Below are 24,479 nucleotides of genomic sequence, written 5' to 3'. Positions count from 1 at the left end.
TCTTAATTTGCGACTTCTTTGATGACATCTGCCACGCGCACTGCGGCATCTTTGATGCCCGCTTTTCGTGCTGCTTCTGACATCGCAGTCAAAGACGTTGAATTTTGTTTTTCTAGAATCTCTGCCAGCTTTTGTGCTGTCAGGTCTGGCTGTTCCAGCATCACGGCGGCACCGTTATCTACCAGGTGCTCTGCATTCAGTGCTTGTTGACGATCTTTGTGCATGAAAGGCACGAAGATCGCGGGAACGCCCGCCACAGACACTTCTGAAACTGTGAGTGCGCCCGAACGACAAATCAGCATATCTGCCCATTGGTAAGCAGCCGCGACATCATCGATAAACTCTGTCACCTCGACGCAATCTACACCAGCTGATTGATATCTCGCCTGCGTATCATCTTTTGCGCCTTTGCCCGCTTGGTGTCTGACAACAATCGGACGTTTTACCAATGCAATGGCTTCCGGCACGGTATGGTTCAGAATTCTCGCCCCTTGGCTTCCGCCCATCACCAATACCTTTAGTGGCTCGCCATCTTGATAAGCGGGAGCCTGTGGCAGTTCACACACATCTTTTCGAACTGGGTTACCCACCACTTCTTTATCTGCAAATGCACCAGGGAATGCCTGCAACACGCGTTTGGCAATCTTTGCCAACCAACTGTTGGTCAAACCTGCCACGGCATTCTGTTCGTGCAACACGACAGGGACGCCACATAACCATGCAGCTAATCCACCAGGGCCACTGACGTACCCACCCATACCGAGCACAGCGTCGGGTTTCCACTGCTTGATGTATTTTCTCGCTTGAATGACGGCGTTCAATATCATCCAAGGGGCAAGCAGTTTACGCGCAAACCCTGCACCACGCAGCCCTTTTACATGAATAAAATCGATCTCAATACCATGTTTTGGCACGAGTTCCGCTTCCATACGGTCTGCAGTACCCAGCCAGCGAATTTCCCAGCCTTGTTGCTGTAGCTCTTGTGCAACAGCAAGCCCTGGAAAAACATGGCCACCGGTTCCGCCAGCCATGACAAGGAGTCTTTTATTCTTTTGTTCTTTTTCGTTTTTCATGAGACACAATTCGCTGATGCGCTTGCGCGGTTTCTAATCGATATTCATGATCGATTCTCAACAGAAGCGCAACCGCAGTAGACATAACAAACAAACTTGAACCGCCGTAACTTACAAGCGGCAATGTCAGACCTTTCGTCGGCATGATACCTGCGGCGGCACCGACATTGACCAAGGCCTGAAACGCAAACCAAATACCGATACCAAACGCAAGATAGCCACCAAATAGCTGATCATTCTCAAGGCATCGTTTGCCGATAAAAAGCGCACGGAATACCAGTGCAAACACCATTAATAGAACCAGAGTTACGCCGATCAAACCTAACTCTTCGGCCAAAACGGCAACAACAAAGTCGGTATGCGCTTCTGGCAGGTATTCCAATTTCTGAATGGAATTACCTAGCCCCTGCCCAAACCAATCACCACGACCAAATGCCATAAGAGATTGCGTTAGCTGATAGCCTTTACCAAAAGGGTCATCCCACGGGTCTAAGAATGAGGTCACACGCGCTACGCGGTATGGCTCTGCTAGAATCAGTGCGCCCACTAACCCCAGCCCAGTTGCGAGCAACGCACCGAATTGCCACAACTTAGCACCCGCAATAAACAGCATGCCGACGGTTGTCACAAACATCACAATGACCGACCCCAGATCCGGCTGAGCCAGAAGCAAGACTGCTATCACCACCAGCACGGCAAGCGGCTTAAAAAAGCCACGGAAGCTTTCTCGTACTTCACCCTGACGACGCACCAAGTAACCAGAGATGAATAAGAATAGAGAGAGTTTTGCCACTTCTGCTGGCTGGAGGTTAATCACGCCCAATGGTAGCCAACGCACCGCGCCATTCACCGAACGGCCCACAAACAGAACGGCAAACAACAGAAACAAAGAGACAAGTAGCATTGGGATGCTTAATTGCTGCCAGCGTGACAGCGGAATTTGCATCGCGAATCCCGCGAGAATGATCGCGCCAAACAGGTAAATTCCCTGTCGCATTGCAAAGTAGAACGGCTGATCAACCAAGCGTGTCGACACGGGTATTGATGCTGACGACACCATTATCAGGCCGACCATCATCAACCCAAAAGAGAGCCATACCAGTTGACGGTCATACAAAGCGGTTGGCGCAGGCTTCGTCGCCCAACGCCAGACATTGATGTCTTCCCACTTGATTCCCATCATCCTGAGATACTCTCCTCTGAATGACGTGCAGTGATTTCTCGTGCATAACCTGCAAAGGTGTCGCCGCGCACCATGAAATTGGGGAACTGGTCAAAGCTCGCACACGCAGGAGAAAGCAACACCATATCTCCTTCCTTCGACGTTTCGGCAGCGATATCCATGGCTTGCTGCATGGTCTCAACAACAATCGGTTCAGCGACTAACGCTGTAAACGCATGTCCGTCGCGACCATAGCAATAAAGTGCAACATCAAGCTTATCCAATACGGGCTTAAGCGAGGAAAACTCCGCGCCTTTGCCGTCACCGCCGACAAGTAAATGTAATTTACCCGCAAGTTGCAGGCCATCAAGCGCGGCTAGGGTACTTGCAGGGTTGGTGGCTTTCGAGTCATTCACCCAAAGCACGCCATCGTGTTTAATTACTTGCTGACAGCGATGAGGTAAGCCCGTGTATTCACGCATTGCTGCACGTTGTGCATTGCGAGAAATGCCAGCAGCATCAGCCAATGCCATGGCAGCGAGACAGTTTGCAACGTTATGGCGGCCAACTAGGGCAATCTCAGAAACTGCCATCACTTGCTCACCGTTTGCAGTCAGCCACTCTTCACCATCACGGCGAGTGAGTGTGTAGTCACCTTCAGCAAAACCAAAGCTTATCGCTTTTACTGAAGTTTGAGCTTTCGTTTGCAGATCATCGTGGTTCCAGACCGCCAATTGGGTCTGTTCGAATATACGCAGTTTTGCTTGGCGGTAGTCTTCCATTCCGTCGTAACGATCCATGTGATCTTCAGACAGGTTCAGAAATACCGCCGCCACCATGTCCAGCGATGAGGTGGTTTCCAATTGGAAGCTGGAAAGTTCAAGGACATACAGATCATGGTCATTCGCTAACATGTCCAGTGCAGCAAAGCCAATGTTGCCACCAACACCGACATTAACGCCGTCAGCTTTTGCCATTTCACCAACAAGGCTCGTTACCGTACTCTTGCCGTTTGAACCAGTAATACCGATGACGGGTTTAGAGACATCACGAGCGAACAGTTCTATGTCACCGACAATCTCAATACCTTGCTCTGATGCTGCACGAAGTTCAGGAGTGGCAAGCGCAACCCCCGGACTGGCAACAATCTGGTCAGCAGTTAGTAACCACTCCATATTCCAGCCGCCAGCATGCAGGGCAACGTTTGCAGGAAGCTGTTCAGCACCCGGCGGGTTAGTACGGGTATCAATCACACGGATGGTCGCGCCGTCGGCTTTTTTTACAAGGTGCTTAACGACGGAGAGCCCGGTCATACCGAGCCCTATTACCACAATGTTTTTTGTTGCGGCTACCGTGTTCATCTAGCGCACCTTCAAGGTAGCCAGTCCGGCAAGAACCAGCATCAGCGTAATGATCCAGAATCGCACGATAACGCGCGGCTCCGGCCAACCTTTTAACTCATAGTGATGGTGTATCGGAGCCATGCGGAAAATACGTTGTCCGCGTAGCTTGTAAGAACCTACCTGCAGAATCACTGACAGGGTTTCCATTACGAATACACCACCCATGATCACTAGCAAAAACTCCTGACGCACCAGCACAGCAATCGTGCCCAGTGCTCCGCCAAGTGCCAGCGAGCCTACATCGCCCATAAAGACTTGAGCCGGATAAGTATTGAACCAGAGGAAACCAAGACCAGCCCCCACAATGGCTGCACAGACGACCACCAGCTCATCCGCGTCTTTGATGTACGGGATGTGCAGGTACTCAGCGAAGTTCACGTTACCCGTTGCCCATGCGATAAACGCAAAACCGCTGGCAACCATCACGGTAGGCATAATGGCAAGGCCATCTAGTCCGTCCGTGAGGTTAACGGCATTACTGGTACCGACAATGACAAAATAAGTGAAGACGACGTAGAACAAACCAAGTTGCGGCATCACGTCTTTAAAGAAAGGAACGACAAGTTGCGTGGCTGCGGTATCTTTACCGTGTGCATACAGCGCAAACGCCACAATCAGCGCAATGGCTGACTGCCAGAAGTACTTCCAGCGCGCGATGAGACCATCCGTGTTCTTTCGGACCACTTTACGGTAATCATCGACAAAGCCGATTGCACCATAGCCCAAGGTCACGAATAGCACCGCCCAAACGTAAGGGTTCGATAAATCCGCCCAAAGCAATACGGTCACAGTGATCGCAGTCAGGATCATAATGCCGCCCATGGTAGGCGTACCGCGCTTGCTGAAATGAGATTCAGGACCTTCGTTACGAACAACTTGACCAATTTGCAGCATTTGAAGGCGTGCAATAAGGCGAGGGCCCATCCAAAGGGAAAGTAAAAGTGCGGTTAGGACACTCAAGATCGCACGAAACGTCAGGTAATCGAACAGACGGAAGAAGGAAAACTGTTGCGTCAGAAGATCTGATAGCCAATCTAGCATTTTGCTGCCTCCTCGATGGCTGATACCACTTCCCACATTTTCATTCCGTTGGCACCTTTGACCAGCACGGATACTTCAGGTTTTGTTTTCATGAGTTCTACTACATGCGCAATGAGCGCGTCTTTTTGCTCGAAATGTTGACCACCACACTGCGCACTAATCACAGTGCTGGCCGGTCCATGAGTAATAACAGTCTGAATGGATGCATTAGCAAGGTGATCTGCCACTTCTTGATGCACAGAGGCAGAGTGTTCCCCCATCTCGGCCATATCAGCAAGCACAATCACTTTTTCACCGTCAAAACCGTCTAGTAGATCAACTGCAGCCTTCATTGCCGCCAGACTGGCGTTATAGCTGTCATCAATCAATCGTAGGTTTGGACGAGGGAAACTAATGGCACCACGCCCTTTAACAGGTGCCACGGATGCCAGCCCTTCCATAACGTCATCGGCGGTAATTCCGTCGATATTCATCGCAGTCATCGCCGCCAATACCGCATTCGCGACGTTGTGTTCACCAGGAAGACTTAGCGAAACAGGAAACTCACCATCTGGCGTTACCAGCGTAAATGCATAGCAGCCAGACTCAAGCTGTTGAATATTCTTTGCATGAAAATCAGCAGGCACGTCGCTCACCGTCATGGTCTGAACACGCTTATCCGCCAATACCGATGTCCATGCATCGCCACCGTTGCTGTCCAAATTCACAATGGCGATGGAACCTGGAGCAAGTCCTTCGTATATTTCGCCTTTCGCCTTTGCCACACCCGCTAAAGAGCCGAACCCTTCAAGGTGCGCTGCGGCTAAGTTTGTTACCAACGCAATGTCTGGTTTCACAAGTTGTGTGGTATATGCAATTTCGCCAATATGATTCGCACCTAGCTCCATCACAGCGAAATCATCCGATGGCTGTAAACGAAGCAGCGTCAGAGGCACACCGATATCGTTATTAAAATTGCCTGCGGTATAAAGGGTTTGTCCTTTGCGCGACAAAATGGCGGCTAGCATTTCTTTGACAGTGGTTTTGCCACAGCTGCCAGTAAGGGCAATGGTCTTCACATTACACTGCGATTTTACCCACGCACCGAGTTGTCCGAGTGCGAACGTGGTGTTTTCCACCACTAATTGAGGCAAGTCGATGTCTACAGGCTTAGAAATAAGCACTGCGGATGCACCATTGTTTTTCGCTGTTTCGACGAAATCATGCGCATCAAAACGCTCGCCAACTAACGCCACAAACAAAGCACCGTCACCCAACGTCCTTGTGTCCGTTGAAACGGCATCAATCGTGACATCTTTACCGACAAGATCTGCCTTTAATACGTCGCGCAATGTCGTTAATGAAACTGGAATCATACCTCTCCCTCCAGCAGTGCTTGTACGGTTTCACGATCTGAATAGTGAACCGTGCCGGAAGCAAGAACCTGATAATCTTCATGCCCTTTACCTGCGACCAATATCACATCGTTTGTCGATGCATTCTCAAAGGCATAACGGCAAGCTTCAGCGCGATCATGCAAGACGATGGCGTCATTCGGATGCGCCATTCCTTTCAGCATGTCCTCAACGATGGTCACTGGAGATTCTGAACGCGGATTATCATCAGTCAAAATAGCGTTGTCCGAAAGGCGTTCAGCAATTTCAGCCATCATTGGGCGTTTGCCGCTATCGCGATCGCCACCACAACCGAAAATGCACCAAAGTTTTGAGTCACAATGGCGGCGCAATGCAAGAAGAGCCTTCTCTAGCGCATCGGGGGTGTGAGCATAATCCACCACCATCATAGGTTTGTCAGGGTGATGAAAAACTTCCATACGACCAATAACGGCTTGAAGTTGTGATGCCGAAGCTATCAATGCTTCTTTGTCGTACCCCAACCCCAGTAGGGTTGCTAGGCTCAATAGCAGGTTCATGACATTAAACTCACCGACAAGCGGTGCTGTAAATTGCCCTGTCCCCCAATCAGAATCAAACGCGATGCTCACGCCACTGGTCGCATAGTCAACGTGAGTCAACCAAAGCTTACGTCCCTGATGTGAAGCTACATCGGCTGCGGACATCGACACCGCAATGGCTTCTGGCATGCTGCGTAACCACTCTGCACCAACACTGTCGTCTGCATTGATCACGGACACAGGCGTTCCATAATGGGTAAATAGGCGCAGTTTTGCTTCGGCGTAGGCTTCCATGGTGCCGTGATAATCAAGATGGTCACGACTAAGGTTGGTAAAAATGGCTGCGTCGAATGCAACCGCTTTCACGCGATCTTGAACTAAACCGTGGGAAGAAACTTCCATTGCAACATGAGAGGCACCTGCCGCATGAAATCGCGCAAGCTGCTCTTGAATGTCCACTGCGCTCCCTGTGGTATTAAGAGCGGGTTCAAGAGACGCTAAAAATCCGTTGCCCGTGGTGCCCATCACTGCCGCTTTACCATCAAGCAAATCAATCCACTGCGCCACAAGCTGGCTGATGGTTGTTTTACCGTTCGTCCCGGTCACACCAATCACGGTCATTGCCTGGCTCGGTTGCTGAAAATAGCGCGCAGATATTTCAGAAAGCGTGGATTTCAAATGCGGAAACGCAATAACAGGCACATTGCCATGTATTTCAACTCCGAACTTACCATTGGTATCGCCATCGTCGGCAATAACGGCAGCAGCACCAGCTGCAATCGCGTCAGGAATAAATCGACGCGCATCTAATGCGTGCCCTTGGATGGCCACGAAAACATCTCCAGTCTGAATATGGCGATTGTCCAATTTCAGGCCTGAGATAACGACATCCTGCTCAAGGTGATACCAGGGTGCCAATAGATTTTTAAGACTTGTATTCGGCATCAGTTCTGCCTGTTTGTATTAGCAAGTTGTAACTGGGACTGCTCCGCATCCGGTGCAATATTCAAAATCTGTAACGCGCTTTTCATCACTTCAGAAAAGACGGGGGCCGCAACTTGGCCGCCGTAATATTTGTCACCTTGTGGTTCGTTGATCACAACCACCAAGGCAATACGTGGATCGCTAATAGGCGCAATTCCCGCTGTGTATCCAATGTATTCATCACCGTAGCCACCCGCCACAGCGACTTTCGCCGTACCTGTCTTTGCACCGACTCGATATCCTGGCACTGCAGCACGATGGGCACTGCCACCTTTTTCGGTCACAGACTCCAACATATCGAGCAGCTTGCGTGTATTTTCACGTGAAGCAACTTGCTTGCCCGGTACAACCGCTTCTGTTTTCAAAATGGAAAGTGGTCGGTTGATCCCAAGGCTACCCAGAGTGGCGTAAGCACGCGCTAACTGCGCAGGCGTAATCGATAATCCGTAACCAAAGGCCAGCGTCGCACGCTCAAAGTCAGACCAACGTCGACGGTTGGGATATAAACCAAAAGACTCGCCAATCAGGTTTACACCCGTGGCATCACCAATGCCAAAACTGCTGTAAAGCCCCAACAACGCATCAACTGGCATAGATAGAGACAACTTACTTACGCCAATGTTGCTGGATTTTTTGAGAATTTTCCGAAGGTCTGCTTTGCCAACCTTAGAGACATCACGAACACGTGCACCACCAATCGACATAATGCCGTTGCCGGTATCAATAATCGTGTGTTCATCAGCGACGCCGTTTTCCAATGCAGCAAGTACAACGAGAGGCTTAATGGTAGAACCGGGTTCAAACACATCAGTGATGGCGCGGTTACGCATTTTGAAACTTTTAAGATCCGAGCGATTATTCGGGTTGTAGGACGGCGCGTTAACCATTGCAAGCACTTCGCCGGTCCGCACATCCACCATGACCAGTGAGCCTGAGGTAGCACGGTAATCAGCGACAGCTTGTTTTATCGCACGGTATGAAATCGCCTGCAGACGCTGATCAATACTCAGCTCTAGCGGTTTCCCTTCTTCTTTCGCTTCCAAAGAGATATTTTCAACAACTCGGCCATATCGGTCTTTTCGAACAGTACGTCGTCCAGGCTCACCACTGAGCCAACCGTCGTAACCGCGCTCGATGCCTTCCAAGCCGCGTCCGTCGATACCTGTCACGCCAACTAAGTGAGCACTAACCTCACCGGTAGGATAAAAACGACGAGATTCATCGTTAAGGCCAATCCCCGGCAGTTTTAGGCTTTTTACGTACTCAGACATAGCTGGGCCGACTTGTCGCTGAAGGTAGATAAAGCGCTTTTTCTTGTTCTTTTCTATGCGAGCCAGCATCTCTTTGCGGTCGAGACCGAGTACATCTGCCAAGGCGTACCAGCGATCTGTTTCCGCCAATCCGCCGTTTTTAAACACAGTAACGGGGTCAACGTAAACAGCTTGAACAGGCACGCTAACCGCTAAGGGTTCACCATTTCGATCAGAGATCATGCCACGGGCAGATGGGAGGGCTTTGACTCGGACTGAACGCAAATCGCCTTCGTAACGAAGGCGATCAGGTTCGATCACTTGAATGTAGGCAGCACGAGCGATGAGGCCGAAAAGTGCCAAAGAAATAAAGATACAAACCGTAACGAAGCGCCATTTGATAAACGTTGGCACCTGCTTTATCGCCCGAGGATTTTTAGGTTTGTTTTTTCCCTTAAACACTATTGGCTCACTATGATTTCACGTTTGTTGTCGGGACGAATCATATCTTGATCCCGCCTCGCCATTTCTTCGACGCGGCTATGCTCCGACAGGGCATGCTCTTCCAAAATTTGGTTTCGCCACTCAACATCAAGGCGCTCGCGTTCAATAAGCAGCCTGTCTTGCAATGCAATAACAGACCGCGTTTGCTGAGTGATATAAACGACCGCAAGGGCAGATAACAACACCAGAACCAATAAAATCAGCGGGGCTCGACCAATGGAGGTCAAATCCCGAATAATCTGTTTAGTTAGCCCTGGCGTCTGATCCATTAGTCACCCAGTTTTTCTGCAACACGCAGTACTGAGCTGCGAGAACGCGTATTATCAGTCACTTCCAAATCGCTTGGCTTTAACGCTTTGCCGACAGGCTTCATATTGGCACTGCCAAGTGCACGAATTTGATCTTCAGTCAGCGGCACACCACGAGGCACGTCTGGCCCCTTGCTTTGTTTGCGGATAAAACGCTTAACTAAACGATCTTCCAGTGAGTGGAAGCTGATGATAGAAAGACGACCACCAGGAGCCAACACATTCAGTGCCCCTTGCATCGCCGTTTCAATTTCTTCCAGTTCACTGTTGATATAGATACGAATCGCTTGGAAACTGCGGGTCGCTGGGTGTTTTTTCTTGTCACGAGACGGGGATGCATTGGCGATAAGATTTGCCAACTGCAAGGTACGCGTCAACGGCTCTTTGGTCTCGTCTTCACGGTGAGCAACAATGGCACGCGCGATGCGCTTCGCAAATCGCTCTTCACCAAACTCTCGTAATACCCACGAGATATCATCAGCATCGGCTTCCATCAGCCATTGAGACGCTGGAATGCCTGATGTTGGATCCATACGCATATCTAACGGGCCGTCACGCATGAAGCTGAAACCGCGCTCTGGGTCATCAAGTTGAGGGGATGACACACCAAGATCAAGCAATACGCCATCAATCTTGCCGCTTAAGCCGCGCTCTTCGATGTATTCTTGGACGCCCGAAAATGGGCCGTGGATGATATTGAATCTTGGGTCATTGATCTTGGCGGCTTCTGCAATTGCTTGTGGGTCGCGGTCAATACCGTATAAACGGCCATTTTCGCCCAATCGAGACAAAATTTCGCGCGAGTGACCACCACGGCCAAAGGTGCCATCAACGTAAATGCCATCGGGTTTAAGGGCTAAGCCTTCGATAGATTCATGGAGAAGGACGGAAATGTGTGAGAACTGCTCTGACATAATCTTGGGTACCTATAGCGAGAAGTTACTGAGCCGTTCGCTCAATGCTTCTGCTGATTCCGCTTGAAGTTGAATATCTTGATCGATCTGTTGCTGCCATTTATCGCTGTTCCACAATTCAAATTTATTTAATTGTCCAACTAACATGGCTTTCCCACTCAGCCCCGCGTAATCGCGCAACGTTGGAGAAATCAAAAGTCGACCTTGTCCGTCCATCTCACACTCAAAGGCGTGACCCAAAAGCAATCTCTGCAATCGACGCTCTGCCGGGTTGAGGCTAGATAGGCGGGAAAGTTTGGCTTCAATGCGCTCCCATTCGGGCAATGGATAAACAAGCAGGCATGGTAACTGATGATCAATGGTGCATACAAACACGCCATCACACAGCGCATCGAGTTCTTCTCGATATCGCTTTGGTAATGCCACTCGACCTTTGGTGTCGAGTGAGATCGCGCTGACGCCCCTCAACATGCCACTGACTCCCCCTTTATCCCAAAATTAACCACTTTCTTCCACTATTTCCCACTTAGAAGTGTACGTAGCAGGCAAAAAGAAAGTCAAGCTAGGCAAAGAGATGATAATGCTCACAATTTCGTGAACAGCATTCTAGATCAAAGGCTTGCCCGCCAATTATCGGCGCTGTTTTTTTAACCAAACGCCATTCTTTTTAAGAATGGCTCTCGGCATACCAGAAAAACTTCTTAGAAAAGTCGGAGAGGGAGACCAAAAAAGTCGTTGTGGTATGCCCCAAATAAAGAAGGCGAGCAAAATGCTCGCCTTCTTCAAGGTGTTTGGTGAGTTGGCCTATAAGCCGGGTTCTGTACCGTAAAACGGTGGTAACCATTCGTCTAGGCCTGCAATCGCTCACAGGCTCAAGCAACCTACCCGTTCCCAACGCGGGCCGCGCCAAAGGGAACCTATTTGGTCTTGCTCCGGGTGGAGTTTACCGTGCCACGAACTGTTGCCAGTCGCGCGGTGCGCTCTTACCGCACCCTTTCACCCTTACCTGATCTCCGAAGAGCCATCGGCGGTTTGCTCTCTGTTGCACTGGTCGTAGGCTTGCGCCCCCCAGGCGTTACCTGGCACCCTGCCCTGTGGAGCCCGGACTTTCCTCCCCCTCGTCAGTCTCCCAAAGGACATCAACGAAGCAGCGGTTACCCGGCCAACTCAGGCGGCGGATTATATAGAACTCCCCGCCAGGGATCCAGCGCAAACTCGAGATCTTATTGATCTAAACTCTCTAAGCCCCACTTATACAGCGCATTTTTTTTGACACCGTATAATTCCGCAGCAATTGCTGCTGCTTTTTTCAGCGGCAACTCTTTTGATAGCAGCGTGACAGCTTTTGTCGCTTCAGGTGGCAGATCGTCTTTTTCAGCACGATGCCCAGCAATCAGCAGCACCATTTCACCACGAACACGGTTGCTGTCTTCGTTAAGCCAAGGGATCAACTCTCCCAGTGGAGCACCATGAATAGTCTCATAGGTTTTCGTTAACTCACGCGCCAGTACAACTTGGCGGTCTTCGCCTAGCACTGCCAGCATATCTTCCAGTGTATCGAGTATGCGGTGCGGTGATTCATAAAAAATCATGGTGCGCGGGTCGCTGGCAACTTCCATGAACTTATCACGGCGACCTTTGCTTTTTGGCGGAAGAAACCCTTCAAAACTGAAACGATCGGAGGGAAGCCCCGAGGCACTCAATGCTGTAATAACGGCGCAAGGCCCTGGAAGTGGTACAACTTTTACACCCGCCTGACGACAACGCGTCACAAGGTGGTACCCTGGATCCGATATCAACGGCGTGCCCGCATCAGAAACCAACGCAATAGTCTGCCCACTGACCAATTTTTCGATCAACATATCCGCTTTTTGTTGCTCGTTATGGTCGTGCAAAGCAAAAGTTCGGGTCGTGATGCCAAAATGGGACAACAGTCTACCCGTATGACGGGTATCCTCGGCAGCGATGATGTCAACATGCTGCAAAATCTCTAGCGCACGTTGAGTGATATCACCAAGGTTTCCGATCGGTGTCGGTACGATATATAAAGTTGAGACGTCAACCATGGTTGAAGTTTCATCAGTCATTTGTTTCACAACCCTTCGGCGATTAATATAGAGGGCAACAAGTTACGGACAGAAGATGTTCATGCGTAAAATAACCCATAAGTGCAAAAGTGTATCACGACTTCTCTCACCAATCGCGCTGGCTTTGGTGCTTTCTGCATGTCAGACAACGCCTCCAGCGGAGCAAGGTCCTCAGTATGACATCACCGCACCTGCTCGAGAGTCATCAACCTACTATCTGCTTCAGGCAGAAACGTCGACAGGCGAAGAGAAAGCAGACTGGTTTTTGCTTGCGCTGAAAGCGTTAATCGAAGAAAACCAATTTGCGCAGGCAGATGTATTGGTTGGTCGATTAGCCAAGCTTCCGCTAACGCCGCTTCAATTGTCTGAGTGGCAACTCAACCGTGCTGTGTTGTTAGAGAAAAAAGGCCAGCCGCAAGCGGCGTTAGACAGCCTGAATTTTCAGCCAACCTGGCAACTGCCCGCCACTCAATACCAGCGTTACTACCAACTAAAAGGCGCACTCTACGAGCAGCTTGGCAATCAGCCGGGTGCTGTTTTTGCGTGGGCTGAAGCGTCTCCGTACCTAACCGATACCTATGACAAGCAAAAAAATTGGGACAAGGTCTGGAAAAGTTTAATTCAAATGCCGCTGCCTGATCTCAATGCCTTGTCTAAGGCAGGAAATGAAACGCTGACTGGTTGGATTGATCTTGTCACGCAATTACGCCGCAATGCCGGTCACCCGGCACGTCAACAAGAAGCATTAAATGAATGGTTGGCTGCAAACCCTGAACATCCAGCAAACCGTTATTTGCCAACAGACCTAGCCACATTGCAGGCTATGGAAATACTTCGCCCTGAACGTATTGGCGTGTTGCTTCCTTTGAGTGATAAATTCGCCGCGCAGGGTGAAGCCATCCGTAACGGCTTTGTCCAAGGTTTGCTTGATGACGCATCGGGTGAAAAAGCGCCAGCAGTAACGTTTTACGATACAAACGCATCCTCAATGACTGACATCGTTGCCAAAATGCAAGCAGAAGGCATTCAATTCGTCATTGGTCCACTACAAAAAGATAAAGTCGACGCCTTCTTGGCTGACAGCCAAAATAGCTTCCCAACGCTGGCTCTGAACATCCCAAATGGTGAGCACGGCGAGCCTAACGCTTGCTTCTTTACTTTGTCACCAGAGCAAGAAGCGCAGCAAGCTGCCATTCACATTGCACAGAATGGACAGAAGTACCCCCTTGTAATTGCGCCAAGCAATGGTTTTGGTAAACGTGTAAGTGATGCGTTTTCAAAAGAATGGGAAGCATTGACTGGCGAGCCTGCCGAAGTTGAGTACTTCAAAAACCGCGCTGCAATGCAAAAAACGGTACAACGCGTCTTTGGCCTTACTGAAAGTCAGGCCCGCATACAACAAATGAAGCAGCTGACAGGTCTAGATCTTGAAGCTGAACAACGTAGCCGCCGAGACGTTGATGCCGTTTATCTTGTTGCAAATGCCGGTGAGTTAACGCTACTCAAGCCGTTTATTGAAGTCGCTATCAATCCTGATGTGCAGCCGCCAAAACTGTACGCCAGCTCCCGCAGCAACAACCGCGTTAAAGGCGTAGGCGAAATTGGCGAACTACGCGGTATCGAATTTAGTGATGTGCCGCTATTGATTGAGCCAAACCACCCAGCGTCTGAGCGCTTCCACCACCTATGGCCTGATTTAGACAACGGCATGACCAGACTGTACGCCTTGGGTATGGATGCTTATGCCTTGATTGAAGCACTGCCACAAATGCAGGTGTTACCTGAGTACCGTTTTGAAGGCCAATCTGGCGAACTGACGCTGGGCGATTACTGTACCGTTAACCGCACAGTATCTTGGGCGAAATTTGGAGACCAGGGGATTGTTTCTGTTAAATAAGAAACAGTCTGGCGATCACTATGAACAACAAGCCTGCCGCTTTCTCAAGCGGCAGGGTCTTTTGTTTATCGACAAAAATGTTCGCTTTAAATTGGGTGAGCTTGACCTCGTCATGCGAGACGGAACATGCCTCGTCTTTATTGAAGTCAAATTTCGTCAAAGCCAGAAATTTGGCGGTGCCGCTATTACCGTGAATCACAAAAAACAACAAAGAATGCTGAAATCCGCCTACCTCTGGTTATCACAAAAAGGACTTTCGGCAACACAAACCGAGTTTCGATTTGATGTCGTCGCTTTTGAAGGCGAGGTAAACTCGGTAAACTGGATCAAAAATATATTTATTGAAGGGTAATCAATGCTAGACAGCATCAAAGAGAGCTTTACCGAAAGCATTCAAACACAAATCGCTGCCGCGGAGGCACTGCCAGAACAAATATCAAAGGCGGCTATGGTGATGGTTCAGTGTTTGCTCAATGGCAATAAGATCCTTTGTTGCGGCAACGGTGGCTCAGCAGCCAATGCTCAGCACTTTGCCTCCTGTTTGCTAAACCGCTTCGAAACTGAACGTCCGAGTCTGCCTGCGCTTGCGCTAACCGCGGATACCGTGACACTGACTGCAGTTGCAAACGATTACCACCACGACGAAGTTTTTTCCAAACAAGTACGTGCATTCGGCCAAGGCGGAGACGTTTTACTTGCTTTGTCGACCAGTGGTAACAGTAAAGACATCATTAAGGCCATGGAGGCTGCCGTAACGCGAGACATGACCATTGTTGCCTTCACAGGTAAAGATGGTGGTGAAATGGCTGGCCTATTGGGTGAGCAAGATGTTGAGATCCGAATTCCTTCTCAACGCACTGCGCGTATACAAGAAGTGCATCTTATTACTCTGCACACCTTGTGTGACCTGATTGACCAGTATCTGTTCCCTACTCACGGAGAATAGCGTATGAAAAGAGCACTTATACTAGCTGCAGTATTGGGGTTGAGTGCTTGTTCAACGTTCTATGAACAGGATACTCGAACAGCCAAGGCTGAGCTCAATGATACACACCTGAGTATGCAAGTAGCCGGTATCGTCAACAAGCCACCATTTCAAGGAGATACCCGAATTAATGCGGTATCTTATGACGGTAAACTACTGCTTATTGGGCAAGCAAAAACGGAAGCACTGAAAAACACATTGGTTCAAAAGATCAGAGAAGTAAACGGCGTGGAAACGATTTACGATCAAATCCGAATTAAGCCGCCGCTTTCTCTTGGGGCAGTCAGCAACGACACATGGCTGACAACGAAAGTGAAATCCGCCCTGATCGGGAGTAAAAAACTCAATAATGTGAATATCAAAGTGATCACAGAAGACAGCGAAGTTTTCTTACTGGGGTATGTGACGCACGAGCAAGCCAATGAAGCGACTGAAATTGCTAGAAATATACGCGGTGTAAAGCAAGTTATTAAAGGCTTTCAGTACTATCAGCCCCAACAAACCGAAACTGCTCAGTGATGTATTTCATGGGCACAAAAAAGCAGCCATCAGGCTGCTTTTTTATTTCACTACGGTAAGGGTCGGTCTGCCCTTAGGCCTAATCGGAGCTTCATCAGGTACATCATCAACCTCGGCAGTCTCTTCCACTGTATCTAGTACAGGCTCATCAGACTGATCTTCAATGATCTCAATACCCTCAAGCTCAGCTTCATAAGCAGGCTCAGACTCGAACATGGTTCCCGCGCCATTTTCACGTGCATAAATCGCGACAACAGCGTAAAGCGGAACCGTCACTGTCATTGGGCGACCGCCAAAGCGCGCATTAAAGCGTACTTCGTCATTACCCAGTTCAAGGTTACCCACCGCACGTGGCGCAATGTTCAATACGATCTGACCATCCTGAACGTACTCAAAAGGCACGACCACGTTAGGCAACATCGCATCAACCACCAAATGAGGCGTCAAATCGTTATCCAGCAACCAGTCGTGAAACGCCCGCAGCAAGTACGGGCGACGTGGCGTCAGATTGATATCATCCATTACTGAGCCAAACGCATTTCACGTTCTGCTTCAGTCAGTGAAGCCAAGAATGAATCACGTTCAAATACGCGAGCCATGTAGGTTTTCACTTCTTTAGCACCAGGGCCACTCAGCTCAATACCCATAACAGGCAAACGCCACAGCAAAGGCGCAAGATAGCAATCTACCAAGCTGAATTCTTCACTCATGAAGAACGGATATTCAGCGAATACCGGTGCCAGAGCCAGCAGCTCCTCACGCAATTGACGACGTGCACAGTCAGCTTCTTCCGCATTGCCTTTTTCAATTTTCTCAGCAAGCGTGTACCAGTTGCGCTCGATGCGATACATCATCAGGCGGCTGTTGCCACGAGCAACTGGGTATACTGGCATCAACGGTGGGTGCGGAAAACGCTCATCTAGGTATTCCATGATGATGTTCGCGTTGTACAACGCAAGCTCACGATCAACCAGCGTAGGAACCGAATTGTACGGATTCAGGTCCAGTAAATCCTCTGGCAGGTTGTTTGGATCAACAAGCTCAATCTCATAAGTCACACCTTTCTCAGCAAGAACGATGCGCACTTGATGGCTATACATGTCTGATGCGTCTGAATACAACGTCATCACCGAGCGTTTATTGGCAGCAACAGCCATTAACCCCTCCAGAATATTTCATCTATAGAAAAAACAATGGGAGCACCTGCCCCCATTGTGGATCAGCAACTCACTAGATTAACCGATCAGTGAACGTCGCGCCAATACTCTTTCTTCAGCAAAATGGCAAGAATCAAGAAAATCACGATGAAACCAATGACCCAATAGCCCATTTGCTGACGCTCAAGCTTGTTAGGCTCGCCAGAATATTCCAAGAAGTTAACCAAGTCTCGAACGGCTTCATCATATTCTTCAGGACTTAATTCGCCATTCCCTAAAGATTCGATGCCCATAAACTCTTCAACGTATTCACCATCAACCAATACCGTTTTGTATTGTTTAACTGGCGTACCTTGGAGCTCTTCCAACACATGCGGCATACCCACACTTGGGAAGACCGAGTTATTCACACCAAACGGACGAGAGTCGTCTTGATAAAACGAACGCAAATAGGTGTAAATCCAATCGCTTCCACGAACACGTGCCACCAGCGTCAAGTCAGGTGCCGGGCCACCAAAGAAGGTCGCGCCGTCTTCAGATGTCATGGCATTTTTCACCAAATCACCGATCTTGGCATTACTGTCAAAAACCAGATTTTCCAGCATCAATTCTTTCGGGATCTCTAAGTCTTCAGAAATCCGCTCATAGCGTTGATATTGGGTCGCATGACAACCGAAACAGTAGTTCATGAACAACTTAGCACCGTTTTGTAGTGATGCCTTGTCTGACAAATCATTGTTTGCCGCATCCAACGGAACACTTGAGCCCGCTGCCATCGCCAGAGAAGGCAGCAGGGCAAACAGCATTACAATCCACTTCTTCATTTGTAATTCACCCTCTCTGGTAATGGTTTCGTTGCTTCGTTTTTGCTGTAGAAGAACAAGAATACGAAGAACATGAAGTAACCAAAGCTAAATACTCGAGCAAACCAAGTGTAAAGCTCGGTTGCAGGCAAAGCACCTAACACGCCTAGAGCAATGAAAGAGATAGTGAATTGAACAATATTCGCCAAGTGAATTTTGCTACGGTAGCGGTAAGAACGCACCTTACAGCGATCAAGCCATGGCAACAGGAAGAGCACCACGATAGCGAGGCCCATCAAGACAACACCAGCGAGTTTATCCGGAACTGCACGCAAGATGGCGTAGAACGGTGTGAAGTACCATACAGGTGCAATGTGTTCAGGCGTCTTCAGCGGGTTTGCTGCTTCAAAGTTTGGTGGCTCAAGGAAGTAGCCGCCCATCTCTGGATTAAAGAAAATCACGTAGGCAAACAAAATACCGAATAAACCTACACCCACCAGATCCTTCACTGTCCCATAAGGATGGAATGGCACAGAATCAATGATGTCGTACTTTTTGGTGTAGTACTTATGGAACGGGAATTGGGTCTGATAGTTTTCGCCTTTGGTGCCTTTTGGCAACTTGGTCTCGATGCCATCTGGGTTATTAGACCCGACCTCATGCAATGCCAGTATGTGCAGCACAACCAATAAAAGAAGCACGATGGGCAGCGCAACAACATGCAATGCAAAGAAACGGTTCAGCGTTGCACCCGACAGGACGTAGTCACCACGGATCCAAAGCGTCAAGTCTTCACCGATAAACGGGATCGCACCGAACAACGAAATGATTACCTGAGCACCCCAGTAAGACATCTGTCCCCAAGGCAGCAAGTAACCCATAAACGCTTCAGCCATCAGCACGAGGAAAATCAGCATGCCGAAGATCCACAGCAGCTCGCGTGGTTTCTGGTAAGAACCGTAAATCAGGCCACGGAACATGTGGAGGTAGACAACCACAAAGAATGCAGACGCACCGGTAGAGTGCATGTAACGCAGCAACCAACCGTACTCTACATCACGCATGATGTACTCAATAGAAGCAAACGCCCCTTCTGCAGAAGGGTTGTAGCTCATGGTTAACCAAATACCCGTTAAAAGCTGGTTTACCAGTACCAACATGGCTAATGAGCCAAATAGGTACCAGAAGTTAAAGTTTTTAGGCATTGGGTATTCTGACAAATGCTTTTTATATGCATTCATCACAGGTAGGCGTTTCTCAAACCAGTTCAACAAGTTTTCCATTACGCAGCCCCCTCATCAGCACCCACCAAAATACGATTATCGTTGAGATACGTATAAGGAGGGACAACCAGATTAAGTGGCGCAGGAACACTTTGGAACACACGACCTGCCATATCAAACTTGGAACCATGACAAGGGCAGAAAAAGCCTGATGTGACACCTTCTACCTGCTCACCAAAACTGTCCGGCAGATAGGTTGGAGAGCAACCCAGATGCGTACAAAGTCCAACCGCGACGAAAAGCTCTGGCTTAATCGAACGATAGGTATTTTTAATATATTCAGGCTGCTGCGGTTCTACAGACTCAGGGTCACGCAGTTTGTCGGCAATCTCATCTAATTGCGCGAGAGACTCCTGTCCACGGCGAACAATCCAAACAGGCTTACCTTGCCATATGACCCGAACCAACTGGCCTTCTTCAATTTTACTAATATCGACTTCGACCGGAGCACCGGCAGCCTTAGCTTTGGCGCTCGGGTTCCATGACTTTACAAACGGTACAGCGACTGCCACTGCACCTACACCGCCTACCACTGCGGTAGACAAAGTCAGGAAACGACGTCGGCCGGAATTAACTGGCGCATTGCTCATCCAACATTCTCCCATGTGCTCCCGCATGGATTTTTATAACTGTCCTTATGCGTCCCTGGAGCGTACGGCTAACTCAAAAAGAATTTTAATTTACGTAAAACTCTCGCCGATTATCCAATAATAACCTACGAATACGTCGATTAAATGATAAGGAAAACCCCACTTTCTGACAAGATAAAGCTACCTTTTTGTAACAAATGTGAGGTACACACCGTTTTTTTTAACCAAAAGCCTAAAAGGAATGTATTTCTTCAAAGTGCCAATTACGCGGAGATAAGGAAGGGATAGGAGTGAGATGAGTAGAAAAAGTGGTGAAAAAGGCAATAAAAAAGCCTGGCAAATTGCCAGGCTTTTTCGTGACCAGAATTCCCGGATAAACCGGAAGCGAATTAACGCTTAGAGAATTGTGGACGACGACGTGCTTTGCGAAGACCAACTTTCTTACGCTCAACTTTACGCGCGTCACGAGTGACGAAGCCAGCTGCACGCAGAGTAGGACGCAGAGTCTCATCGTATTGCATCAGCGCACGAGTGATACCGTGACGGATTGCACCCGCTTGACCAGAGATGCCACCACCAGAAACAGTGATGTACAGGTCCAGTTTCTCAGTCATTTCTACCAGCTCAAGAGGTTGTTGAACAACCATGCGAGCGGTTGGGCGACCGAAGTACTGCTCCAGTGAACGCTTGTTGATTACGATGTTACCGTTGCCCGGCTTGATGAACACGCGAGCTGCGGAGCTTTTGCGACGACCAGTGCCGTAGTATTGTTCTGCCATTGTTAAATCCTCTTAGATGTCCAGTACTTGCGGCTGTTGTGCCGCGTGCTTGTGCTGTGCGCCCGCGTAAACTTTCAGTTTACGGAACATTGCACGACCTAGAGGACCGCGTGGCAGCATACCTTTAACAGCCAATTCAATGATCATTTCTGGTTTCTTCGCGATCAGCTTGTCGAAGCTGATTGACTTGATGCCGCCCATGTAACCTGAGTGGTGATGGTACATCTTGTCAGTAGTTTTTGCGCCAGTTACAGTAACTTTTTCCGCATTGATAACTACGATGTAGTCACCAGTGTCAACGTGCGGAGTGTACTCCGGCTTATGCTTACCACGTAGACGAGATGCGATTTCAGTCGCGATACGACCCAGAGTTTTACCTTCTGCGTCAACAATGTACCAGTCGCGTTTTACAGTTTCTGGTTTAGCAACGAAAGTTTTCATGCTAATAATTACCCGATAAATTTAGATTTCACTTAAGGAGCTGCTGCTCCCACTGTTAAGAGTTCATTCAGCACCCCTTCGAGTGGTGTACCCTCGGCATACGCCTTTCAACAGTAACGGTGGGTCGCAGGATTATAAGGAAGGGTGGAGAAAAAATCACCTTTTTTTCAAAAAAAGTCCCGATTTTTTCTCCGACTGATGAATATCAACACTATCAATAAGCTTCATCGACTACGGAAGATGTTCAAGTGCCAGATAATCGTGACTTTGCATCTCTTTAAGCCGTGAGCAGCAACGTTTGAACTCAAACATCAAACGTCCGTCCGTATACAGAGAACTAAGAGAAACCTCTGCCGAAATGATGAGTTTTACGTGCCTTTCGTAGAATTCATCGACCATGGCGATAAATCGGCGTGCCGCATCATCTTTAGACGCCCCCATTTGAGGAACATTCGCCAATAAAACAGTGTGGTATAACCGGGCTATTTCAATGTAATCAGATTGGCTTCTTGGTCCATCACACAAGGTCGTGAAATCAAAATGGACAATGCCTTCAGCTTCACGCTCAGCCCTGAGGGTACGATGATTGATCTCAATATCCCTCCCTTCAAAGCATGGTTCGGTGGCTAACTTATAAAAGTAATCTTTTAAATTGCTGTCAGCTGCTTCATCGAGGGGGAAATGAAATATTTCCGCCTGCTCAAGGGTTCTCAACCGATAATCGGTTCCAGCATCAACATTAACAATCTCACAATGCTGGTTAATGAGTGCGATAGCGGGAAGGAAGCGCGCACGTTGTAAACCATTGCGGTAAAGATCGTCGGGCACAATGTTTGAGGTAGCCACAAGGCAAATACCACGCTCAAACAAGGCTTCGAGCAAGGTACCCAAAATCATCGCGTCTGTAATGTCCGATACAAAAAACTCGTCAAAACATAATATGTCTGCTTCCAGAGCTAATTTATCGGCAATTTTTTGCAATGGGTCCTGCTGACCATCAAGTAGCTTGAGCTCATGATGAATACGATGCATAAATCGATGAAAATGCATCCGCAGCTTTTTATCAAACGGTAGGCTTTCAAAGAAGGTATCAACAAGGTAGGTTTTTCCTCGTCCTACCCCACCCCAGAAGTACAACCCTCTCTCAGGATTGATACTTTTGCTTTTTTTTCTAAACAATGACCGTAAAAAGCCTTCCGGCTTAATTGCACTCTGTTGCCGTGCAACCAGTCGATGATAAAGATCTTCTAACGCTAGCACCGCCTGCTTTTGCGATGCATCCTCAAGAAAATCTGGACGTTGCAGATCTTTTTCATATTGCTCTATCGGTGTCATTCCTTGAACCCAACTCTTACTCTTGGCAACTATGTTCTCAAAATCAATAGTACCACGCGTATCTTTTGCCATGTATAGTAAAAACCGAGCATTCAGGAGTATGCAATTTCTTTCCATTCGACGCGTTGCGTGCAAAAAATTGCAATACATCCAAACCGTTAGATAAAGTTAAGGAGCACTTATGGCTTGGATCAACACGCTTGTTTTTGTGATCATCGGCATTGTTATCGGCTTCATCGTCGCCCGCCTCACAATGCGCGATAACGCTCAACAAAAAGACTTAAAAAAAGAGTTAGAAAAATCACGCTACGAGCTAGAGCAATACCGCCAAGAGCTTGTTGACCATTTCGCCCAAAGTGCCGAGTTGCTCGATAACATTTCTCGCGACTACAGTAAGCTGTATCAACATATGGCTTCAACGTCGGCCGAGCTCATGCCAAACCTGCCTGAACAAGACAATCCATTTGCTAAGCGCATCAGCAAAATCTCAGAAGTAACGGAAGAGTCTAACTCCCAAGAGCAGCCAAGAGATTACTCAGATGGCGCTTCGGGATTGCTAAAAAATGCTGAGCAAACAAGTAAAGCAAGTTAACTGGATCACACTTTCAGCACATTGAGGTATTGAACTTTTTTACACAACCCCCACTCTTAACTCGTACCGATTGTGGGGAGTGTGTTTATGAGAAAAACGTCTTTATCTACGCTAAGTGCGCTAGCTCTTGCAGTTAGCACAACGATTACCGCTTTACCGGCAACTGCAGCACTGCCCAGTGCCATTGCCGGTGAAAGTCTACCTAGCTTGGCTCCTATGCTTGAAACCGTCAGTCCGGCTGTGGTCAGCATTGCAGTTGAAGGAAGCCATACGTCTACCCAACGCATTCCTGAGTCATTCCGCTTTTTCTTTGGTCCTGATTTTCCGGCAGAGCAAGTCAAAGAACGCCCTTTTCGCGGTTTAGGTTCTGGCGTCATTATTGATGCTGACAAAGGTTATATCGTGACGAACCATCATGTTATTGACGGTGCCGATAAAATTCTTGTTCAACTTCATGATGGACGAGAATACGATGCTGAGCTTATCGGCAGTGACAGCATGTCCGATGTCGCTTTACTCAAACTTGAAAAAGCCGACAATCTAACTGAAATAAAACTGGCAGATTCAGACAACCTGCGTGTTGGGGATTTTGCTATTGCCATTGGCAACCCTTTTGGCCTGGGTCAAACAGTCACATCGGGCATTATTTCAGCACTGGGTCGCAGCGGCCTGAATCTCGAAAATTTTGAAAACTTCATTCAAACCGATGCCGCAATTAACAGCGGTAACTCCGGTGGTGCGCTCGTTAACCTCAATGGGGAATTAGTCGGTATTAACACCGCAATCTTGGGGCCAAATGGCGGTAACATTGGTATCGGCTTTGCCATTCCAGTCAACATGACGAAAAACCTCGTTGATCAGATACTCGAGTTCGGTGAAGTGAAGCGCGGTGTACTGGGTGTGCAAGGTGGTGAACTTACCAATGAGCTAGCTGAGGCGTTTGGCTATGAGACCAATCACGGTGCATTTGTCAGCCAAGTGGTTCCGGACTCTGCGGCAGAAACGGCTGGCATTCAAGCCGGCGACATTATCGTTTCTGTGAATGGCAAAGACATTCGCACATTTGGCGAACTGCGTGCGAAGATTGCAACACTGGGTGCAGGTAAAGATGTAAACCTTGGCATCATCCGTGATGGCAAGAAAAAAACAGTTACCGCCAAACTTAAAGAAGCGACACTGGCGAAAGCCAACGCTGAAACATTGCATGAAGCACTAAAAGGCGCAGAGTTAGAGAACTATTCTGAAGGCAAAGTAAAAGGGGTTCGCGTCTCCAGCGTGGAGAAAGACTCAATTGCTGCTCGTTATGGTTTGAAGCAAGGCGACGTTATCGTTGGTTTGAATAGAAACAAGGTAAAAAACCTTGGCGACCTGCGAAAAGAGCTCGAAAACAAACCGAGTGCTCTGGCGTTAAACATCCTTCGCAATGACTCGTCGATGTATTTAGTTATTCGTTGATTTAACACAGATCACATCAGGAA

Annotated in this window: 25 protein-coding genes and 1 other RNA gene; 6 read left to right on the top strand and 20 right to left on the bottom strand. The window is 48.5% G+C overall.

What is annotated here, in order from left to right:
- Positions 1-2 precede the first annotated feature (2 nt).
- The 12 genes from murG to rsmI all read right to left on the bottom strand — a co-directional run bounded on the left by murG (position 3) and on the right by rsmI (position 12,620).
- Complete coding sequence (murG, locus tag LRP49_RS13890; protein ID WP_274142904.1) at positions 3-1,073, bottom strand: undecaprenyldiphospho-muramoylpentapeptide beta-N-acetylglucosaminyltransferase; 1,071 nt, start codon at positions 1,071-1,073, stop codon at positions 3-5.
- On the bottom strand, positions 1,045-2,256 hold the full coding sequence (gene ftsW, locus LRP49_RS13885) for a cell division protein FtsW (protein WP_274142903.1): 1,212 nt from the start codon (positions 2,254-2,256) through the stop codon (positions 1,045-1,047). The genes murG and ftsW overlap by 29 nt, the downstream gene beginning before the upstream one ends.
- A complete protein-coding gene (gene murD / locus LRP49_RS13880) occupies positions 2,253-3,596 on the bottom strand; it encodes a UDP-N-acetylmuramoyl-L-alanine--D-glutamate ligase (RefSeq protein ID WP_274142902.1) in 1,344 nt (447 codons plus the stop codon). The genes ftsW and murD overlap by 4 nt, the downstream gene beginning before the upstream one ends.
- Positions 3,597-4,679 (bottom strand): phospho-N-acetylmuramoyl-pentapeptide-transferase, encoded by a 1,083-nt coding sequence (mraY, locus tag LRP49_RS13875; RefSeq protein ID WP_274142901.1) that lies wholly within the window; start codon positions 4,677-4,679, stop codon positions 3,597-3,599.
- Positions 4,673-6,034 carry a UDP-N-acetylmuramoyl-tripeptide--D-alanyl-D-alanine ligase gene (locus LRP49_RS13870; protein ID WP_274142900.1) on the bottom strand — a complete coding sequence of 454 codons (1,362 nt, stop codon included), beginning with the start codon at positions 6,032-6,034 and terminating at the stop codon, positions 4,673-4,675. Before LRP49_RS13870 ends, mraY begins: the two co-directional genes overlap by 7 nt.
- Positions 6,031-7,518, bottom strand: a complete 1,488-nt coding sequence (murE, locus tag LRP49_RS13865) for a UDP-N-acetylmuramoyl-L-alanyl-D-glutamate--2,6-diaminopimelate ligase (protein WP_274142899.1) — start codon at positions 7,516-7,518, stop codon at positions 6,031-6,033. The genes LRP49_RS13870 and murE overlap by 4 nt, the downstream gene beginning before the upstream one ends.
- Positions 7,518-9,269: a peptidoglycan glycosyltransferase FtsI gene (ftsI, locus tag LRP49_RS13860; RefSeq protein WP_274142898.1), complete on the bottom strand. Its 1,752-nt coding sequence runs from the start codon at positions 9,267-9,269 to the stop codon at positions 7,518-7,520. Before ftsI ends, murE begins: the two co-directional genes overlap by 1 nt.
- Positions 9,269-9,580: a cell division protein FtsL gene (ftsL, locus tag LRP49_RS13855; protein ID WP_274142897.1), complete on the bottom strand. Its 312-nt coding sequence runs from the start codon at positions 9,578-9,580 to the stop codon at positions 9,269-9,271. The genes ftsI and ftsL overlap by 1 nt, the downstream gene beginning before the upstream one ends.
- Complete coding sequence (gene rsmH / locus LRP49_RS13850) at positions 9,580-10,533, bottom strand: 16S rRNA (cytosine(1402)-N(4))-methyltransferase RsmH (protein WP_274142896.1); 954 nt, start codon at positions 10,531-10,533, stop codon at positions 9,580-9,582. The genes ftsL and rsmH overlap by 1 nt, the downstream gene beginning before the upstream one ends.
- A gap of 12 nt (positions 10,534-10,545) precedes the next feature.
- The gene (gene mraZ, locus LRP49_RS13845; protein WP_274142895.1) at positions 10,546-11,004 is read right to left on the bottom strand and encodes a division/cell wall cluster transcriptional repressor MraZ; all 459 of its coding nucleotides are present in this window, start codon (positions 11,002-11,004) and stop codon (positions 10,546-10,548) included.
- 320 nt (positions 11,005-11,324) lie between these two features.
- An RNA gene (gene rnpB, locus LRP49_RS13840) (RNase P RNA component class A) lies at positions 11,325-11,703 on the bottom strand.
- 53 nt (positions 11,704-11,756) lie between these two features.
- Positions 11,757-12,620 carry a 16S rRNA (cytidine(1402)-2'-O)-methyltransferase gene (rsmI, locus tag LRP49_RS13835; protein ID WP_274142894.1) on the bottom strand — a complete coding sequence of 288 codons (864 nt, stop codon included), beginning with the start codon at positions 12,618-12,620 and terminating at the stop codon, positions 11,757-11,759.
- Positions 12,621-12,675: 55 nt separating this feature from the next.
- Here rsmI and LRP49_RS13830 point away from each other — a divergent pair, with 55 nt between their 5' ends.
- Genes LRP49_RS13830 through LRP49_RS13815 form a run of 4 tightly spaced genes read left to right on the top strand, consistent with a single transcriptional unit; the run spans position 12,676 to position 16,021 of the window.
- Entirely contained in the window at positions 12,676-14,517 is a 1,842-nt protein-coding gene (locus tag LRP49_RS13830) for a penicillin-binding protein activator (RefSeq protein ID WP_337992950.1), read from the top strand.
- A complete protein-coding gene (locus tag LRP49_RS13825) occupies positions 14,501-14,869 on the top strand; it encodes a YraN family protein (RefSeq protein WP_274142892.1) in 369 nt (122 codons plus the stop codon). The genes LRP49_RS13830 and LRP49_RS13825 overlap by 17 nt, the downstream gene beginning before the upstream one ends.
- 3 nt (positions 14,870-14,872) lie before the next feature.
- A complete protein-coding gene (locus tag LRP49_RS13820) occupies positions 14,873-15,463 on the top strand; it encodes a phosphoheptose isomerase (protein ID WP_274142891.1) in 591 nt (196 codons plus the stop codon).
- Between the two features lie 3 nt (positions 15,464-15,466).
- Positions 15,467-16,021 (top strand): BON domain-containing protein, encoded by a 555-nt coding sequence (locus tag LRP49_RS13815; protein WP_274142890.1) that lies wholly within the window; start codon positions 15,467-15,469, stop codon positions 16,019-16,021.
- Between the two features lie 42 nt (positions 16,022-16,063).
- On the opposite strand, the gene sspB is transcribed toward LRP49_RS13815, so the two are convergent.
- The 8 genes from sspB to zapE all read right to left on the bottom strand — a co-directional run bounded on the left by sspB (position 16,064) and on the right by zapE (position 22,409).
- Positions 16,064-16,543 (bottom strand): ClpXP protease specificity-enhancing factor, encoded by a 480-nt coding sequence (gene sspB / locus LRP49_RS13810; protein WP_274142889.1) that lies wholly within the window; start codon positions 16,541-16,543, stop codon positions 16,064-16,066.
- Complete coding sequence (sspA, locus tag LRP49_RS13805; protein ID WP_274142888.1) at positions 16,543-17,178, bottom strand: stringent starvation protein SspA; 636 nt, start codon at positions 17,176-17,178, stop codon at positions 16,543-16,545. The genes sspB and sspA overlap by 1 nt, the downstream gene beginning before the upstream one ends.
- 86 nt (positions 17,179-17,264) lie before the next feature.
- Positions 17,265-18,002 carry a cytochrome c1 gene (locus LRP49_RS13800; protein ID WP_274142887.1) on the bottom strand — a complete coding sequence of 246 codons (738 nt, stop codon included), beginning with the start codon at positions 18,000-18,002 and terminating at the stop codon, positions 17,265-17,267.
- The gene (locus tag LRP49_RS13795; protein WP_274142886.1) at positions 17,999-19,264 is read right to left on the bottom strand and encodes a cytochrome b; all 1,266 of its coding nucleotides are present in this window, start codon (positions 19,262-19,264) and stop codon (positions 17,999-18,001) included. The genes LRP49_RS13800 and LRP49_RS13795 overlap by 4 nt, the downstream gene beginning before the upstream one ends.
- Positions 19,264-19,854 (bottom strand): ubiquinol-cytochrome c reductase iron-sulfur subunit, encoded by a 591-nt coding sequence (petA, locus tag LRP49_RS13790; protein ID WP_274142885.1) that lies wholly within the window; start codon positions 19,852-19,854, stop codon positions 19,264-19,266. Before petA ends, LRP49_RS13795 begins: the two co-directional genes overlap by 1 nt.
- Before the next feature lie 389 nt (positions 19,855-20,243).
- Positions 20,244-20,633, bottom strand: coding sequence for a 30S ribosomal protein S9 (gene rpsI, locus LRP49_RS13785; RefSeq protein ID WP_274142884.1), 390 nt, complete (start codon positions 20,631-20,633; stop codon positions 20,244-20,246).
- A gap of 12 nt (positions 20,634-20,645) precedes the next feature.
- Entirely contained in the window at positions 20,646-21,074 is a 429-nt protein-coding gene (gene rplM, locus LRP49_RS13780) for a 50S ribosomal protein L13 (protein ID WP_078750796.1), read from the bottom strand.
- Between the two features lie 231 nt (positions 21,075-21,305).
- On the bottom strand, positions 21,306-22,409 hold the full coding sequence (gene zapE / locus LRP49_RS13775; RefSeq protein WP_274142985.1) for a cell division protein ZapE: 1,104 nt from the start codon (positions 22,407-22,409) through the stop codon (positions 21,306-21,308).
- A gap of 181 nt (positions 22,410-22,590) precedes the next feature.
- Between zapE and zapG the strand changes: the two genes are divergently transcribed.
- A complete protein-coding gene (zapG, locus tag LRP49_RS13770; RefSeq protein WP_274142883.1) occupies positions 22,591-23,001 on the top strand; it encodes a Z-ring associated protein ZapG in 411 nt (136 codons plus the stop codon).
- Between the two features lie 87 nt (positions 23,002-23,088).
- Entirely contained in the window at positions 23,089-24,456 is a 1,368-nt protein-coding gene (locus LRP49_RS13765; protein WP_274142882.1) for a Do family serine endopeptidase, read from the top strand.
- Positions 24,457-24,479: the final 23 nt, after the last annotated feature.

Origin of the sequence: Enterovibrio qingdaonensis, assembly GCF_028683135.1 — a bacterium.
In the GTDB taxonomy this organism is placed as follows: Bacteria; Pseudomonadota; Gammaproteobacteria; order Enterobacterales; family Vibrionaceae; genus Enterovibrio; species Enterovibrio qingdaonensis.
The sequence above is the reverse complement of the archived record's forward strand: the minus strand, read 5'-3'. Positions and strand labels throughout refer to the sequence as shown.